This window comes from Corallococcus sp. AB049A (genome assembly GCF_003668885.1).
GTDB classification, from domain to species: domain Bacteria; phylum Myxococcota; class Myxococcia; order Myxococcales; family Myxococcaceae; genus Corallococcus; species Corallococcus interemptor.
In genome coordinates this window covers 1-4640 of record NZ_RAWL01000566.1, presented here as the reverse complement: position 1 = coordinate 4640, position 4640 = coordinate 1, and the positions used below count along the sequence as shown (strand labels likewise).

General features: G+C 70.6%; 1 protein-coding gene. It reads right to left on the bottom strand.

The window, feature by feature from the left end; translation table 11 throughout:
* The coding region (locus tag D7X55_RS36205) for a response regulator (RefSeq protein ID WP_233610278.1) at nt 1-4436 on the bottom strand (4436 nt) is incomplete at its 3' end.
* Nucleotides 4437-4640 lie beyond the last annotated feature (204 nt).

Sequence of the window (4640 nt, the reverse complement as noted above, 5' to 3'; positions counted from 1 at the left end):
GCCTTGGCCGGGGGCTTGGCGGCGGCCGGGATGACCGGGTTCGCCTGGACGGTGGCGGCCAGGTGCTCGTCCTCGGTGGCCTTGGCGCCGGCCTTCGCTGCGGGGGCGGCGGCCGGGGCCTTCGTCTTGTAGCGGGCCAGCTCCAGCTCGGCGACCTTGAGCGCCTTGCTCTTCTCCTGGACGGACGTCTGGAGGCGGGCGACCTCCTGGGCCTTGATGGCCTCGCGGCGCTCCAGCTCCGCCTTCTGCTTGGCGTTGAGGTCCTCCAGCTCCTTGGCCTGACGGGCCTCCAGGTCCTTGCGCTCCTTCTGCGCCGTGGCGAGCTTCGCGGCCGCCTCGTTGGCCTTGGTCTCCGCCGCGGCGACGCGGGCGTTGAGGTCCTTCTCCGCGCGGGCGCGGGTGCTCTGGGCGTTCTCCAGCGCCAGCTCCAGGTCCTGCGCCTTCTTGGTGCGGGCCTGCAGCTGCGTCTGGGCCTCCTTGAGCTTCGCCTCCGTGTCGGCGGCGAACTTCTGGGCCTCCTGGGACAGCTGCGCGATGCGCTGCTCCGCCTTCGCGAGCTTCGCGGCCAGGTCGTCCGACTGCTTCTTCGCCTCGGCGGCGGCGGCCTGCGCCTGCTGGGCCTGCTGCTGGGCTTGAGCCTGGGCCTGCTGGAGCTGTCCGGCCAGGCCGTCGCGCTCGCTGGTGAGCTTCTTCTGCTGCTGGGCGCCTTGCTGCAGCTGCGCGTCGCGGTCCGCGATGGCCTTGCGCGCCCCATCCAGCTCGCCGGAGACGTTGGCGATCTGCTGGTTGAGCGCGTCCGCCTGCTTCTTCGCTTCCGCGGCCCGGGCCTCCAGCTGGCCCTCCAGCTGCTTGACCTGCTCCGTGCGGGTGGAGACCTCGCGGTTGAGCACCTCCGCCTGACGCATCTTCTCCTGCGTCACGTGCGTGAGCTTGCGGAGCGTGTCCGACAGCTCCTTGCCCTTGGTGTCCACCTCGTTCTGGAGGAGCTCCTCACGGCGCTGCGACTCGTGGGTGAGCGTCTGGAGGCGGTCCTCCAGGTTGTGCCGCGCGTCCTCCGTCTGCGCGAGCGTGGAGGACAGCTGCGTGACTTCCGACACGCGGGTGCCCAGCTCGTGCTTGGTGACGATGAGCTGTTCGGCCAGGTCCTCGCCGTTGGCCTGGGCCTCGGTGAGCTGGCGCGTGAGCTCCGCCTGCATGCTGGCGGCGGCCTGGCGGGACTGCGCGTGGGCCTGCTCCTCGCGGGCCAGCGCGTCCTGGGTGCCGGCCAGCTGGCCCTGCGTGTCCGCCAGCTGCTGCGACGTGGCGTTCAGCTCAGCGAACAGGTTGTCGCGCTCGCCGGTGAGGGCGTTGATGCGGGCGGTGGTCTCCTCCGCGAGCGCCGCGTGGGCGGTGCGCTCCGCGTCGTAGAGCCCCTGCGTCTCCGACAGCTCCGCGCGCAGCTGGCCAATCTGGCCGGTGAGGTCCTGCTCCAGCGCGTCCTTCGCCGTGTTGAGCGCCGCCAGCTCCGCGATGCGCGCGTCGCGCTCCTCGGTGGTGCGGGCCAGCAGGCCGTTGGTCTCCGCGAGGATGTCGCGCGTCTCGTTGAGCTCCGCGTCCAGCTCGTCGCGGTGCGAGGTGACCTTCGCCAGGTCGGCGCGCGTCGCCTCCAGGGTCTCCTGGGTCTGCGTCAGCGTCTGGCTGGTGGCCTCCAGCTCGCCGCGCGTCTCCGACAGCGTGCCCTCGGTGCTGGACAGCGTGTTCTGCGTGTCCGCGAGCGTGGCTTCCGTGCGCGCCAGCGTGTCCTGCGTCTGCGCGAGCGTCGCCTCGGTGGTGGCCAGCGTCTGGCTGGTGGCCTCCAGCTCGCCCTGGGTGGACGCGAGCGTCCCTTCCGTCTGCGCGAGCCTGGCCTGCGTCTCCGTCAGCGTCTGGCTGGTGGCCTCCAGCTCGCCGCGCGTCTCCGCCAGCGTGCCCTCGGTGCGGGTCAGCGTCTCCTGCGTCTCGGAGAGGGTCTGGCTGGTGGCCTCCAGCTCACCGCGCGTGGTGGAGAGGGTCTCCTCCGTCTGCGTGAGCTTGGACTGCGTGTCCGCCAGGGTCTGGCTGGTGGCCTCCAGCTCGCCGCGCGTCTCCGCCAGCGTGCCTTCGGTGCTGGAGAGGGTGTTCTGCGTCTCGGAGAGCGTCCCTTCCGTGCGCGCCAGCGTGTCCTGCGTCTGCTGGAGCGTGGCCTCGGTGGTGGCCAGCGTCTGGCTGGTGGCCTCCAGCTCGCCGCGCGTGGTGGAGAGCGTCTCCTCCGTCTGGGCCAGGCGCGTCTGCGTCTCGGAGAGCTGCTGGCTGGTGGCCTCCAGCTCGCCGCGCGTCTCGGAGAGGGTGGCCTCCGTGTTGGAGAGCGTGCCCTGCGTCTGGGACAGCTGCTGGCTCGTCGCCTCCAGCTCGCCGCGCGTCTCCGCGAGGGTGGCTTCCGTGCTGGAGAGCGTGTTCTGCGTCTCGGAGAGCTGCTGGCTCGTGGCCTCCAGGTTGCCGGTCAGCTCGGCGATGCGGGCGTCGCGGTCGGAGACGTCGGTCTGCAGGCCCTCGATGGTGCCGTCGCGCTGGGCGACGGTGTCCTCGAGCGAGGCCACGCGCGCGGAGAGCTGCTCGCCCTGGCGCTGGGACGCGTCCAGCTGCTCCGTGAGCGCCTGAATCTGGCCGTTGAGGTCCGCCTCCAGGGCGTCCTTGGCCGCGCGCAGGTCTTCCAGCTGGCTGGTGAGGTCCTGCTCCAGCGCGTCCTTGGCCTGCTGCAGCGCCTGGAGCTCCGCGGTCAGCTCGTTCTCGCGGTCCTCCAGGTGCGTCTTGACGGCCTCGACTTCGCCTTCCAGCTCACCGATGCGCTCGCGGTGCTGCTGGATGGTGGCGTTGAGCTCCGCCTCGCTGTTCTCGTTGCGGGCGATGGTCTCCTGCAGCTCGCGGTCGAGCGCGGAGATCTTCGTGTCCCGCTCCTCCACGCGCTGCGTGAGGTCCGCCTCCAGGGCGTCCTTGTCCAGCCGCAGCTGGTCGCGCTCGCCGGTGACGCGCGAGATGTCGGACTCCAGGTCCGCCACCTGCTGCGTGAGGCGCTGCTCCAGCGCGGCGCGCTCGGCGTTGAGGCGCTCAATCTCCGCGTCCGAGCGGCTGGCGTGCTCCTCCGCCGTGGTGGCCCGGGCCTCCAGGCCGCGCACGGTGGCGTCGCGCTCCTGCTCGGTCTGGGTCAGCCGCTCCGTGAGGGCCTGGATCTCCCCGTCCAGCTCGGCGTAGCGGTTGTCGCGCTCGCTGACGGTGCGGGACAGCTCGGACTCGAACTGGTCGCCGCGCTCGCGCAGCTGGAGGATGTCCGCCTCGTTGGCGCGGACGGTGTCCTGGAGCTTCTGCTCCTTGACCTCGAACTCCAGCGTGACGACGCCGAGGTGCTTCTCCAGCTTGTCGTACTCGTTGCGCCAGTTCTCCAGGTCCGCGCCGCGCCGGGCCAGCTCCTCGTCGCGGAGGTTGACCTCCTTGCGCAGGACGTTGATGTCCTTCTCCTTGGAGGCGACGACCTCGATGAGGTCCTTCTCCGAGGAGAACTTCTGGAGGAGCAGGTCGTCGACGGTGGCGCCGTGCTCGCGCTCCTTCTGCACGATGGACTGCTGCGCGTCGTTGAAGCGGCGCAGCAGGTCGTCCACCTGCATCTTCAGGCCCTGCAGCTCCACGTCCTTCTCATGGAGGCGGTCCTCGACGGAGAGCAGCTCGCGCTCGCGGACGCTCCAGATCTCCGACAGGCGCGCGAGCTGGGCTTCGCGCGTCTTCAGCTCATCCCGGAGGATCTGGATCTTGCCCTCGGGCGTGCCCATCAGCTCGCGGCGCGGGGGCGGACGCTTCAGTTGGCGAGACTCCGCCAGCAGCTCCGCCTTGCGGTCCGCGATGGAGGAGAAGGCCCGGTCCATGAAGGACTTGTCCTCGTCCGTCATCGCGCTGCGGCGCTCGCGCTTGGGCAGCTTGGGCGGGGCGCCCGTGCGCACGCCGGGCATGGGCGGCGGGGCTTCACGCGGCGCGCCGGAGAGCGCGGCGTCCAGGTCCGCGTCCGAGTCGTCGGTGCCGGGCGGGACGATGCCCGCGCTCATGGAGGCCAGCTCGCCCATCTCGAACGGGATGACGAGGTAGCCGTCCGCGGCGGCCGGCGTCTCACGGTGTTTGTTCAGACCCTCCACACCGGAGTCCGAGGAGAGCAGGAGGACCTTGAGGTTCTGGCCCCACTTGCCCTTCTTGATCTGCCCACAGAGGGCGAAGCCGGACTGGTCCGGCAGCTCCGCGCGCACGACCACCAGGTCGGGTCGGCGCTTCTCCAACTCCCGCTGCGCGTCTGACGCAGTGGTGGCCATGGCCGTGTTGTAGCCCGCGCTCTTGAGCACGGAGGCCATGCTGAGTGCGAAGTCGTTCTGGCTTTCGACGATGAGGACGCGACGCTCCATGAAGCCCTTCACCCAGCAAAAAGTGCAGTGAAAACCGCCACATCCTATCGGGCGGGCGCAAGGCTTGGGAAGTTTCCGAGCGGTGCTCGGTCGGCTGCCTCACGAGTTCTTGCCGCGAACCGCTCCCTGTCCGACAGGGGGGACCGACCCGGGGGACGCGCCGGTGTCCGGATCCCGCCCGGGGAAGTTGGCTGTCTCTTATAC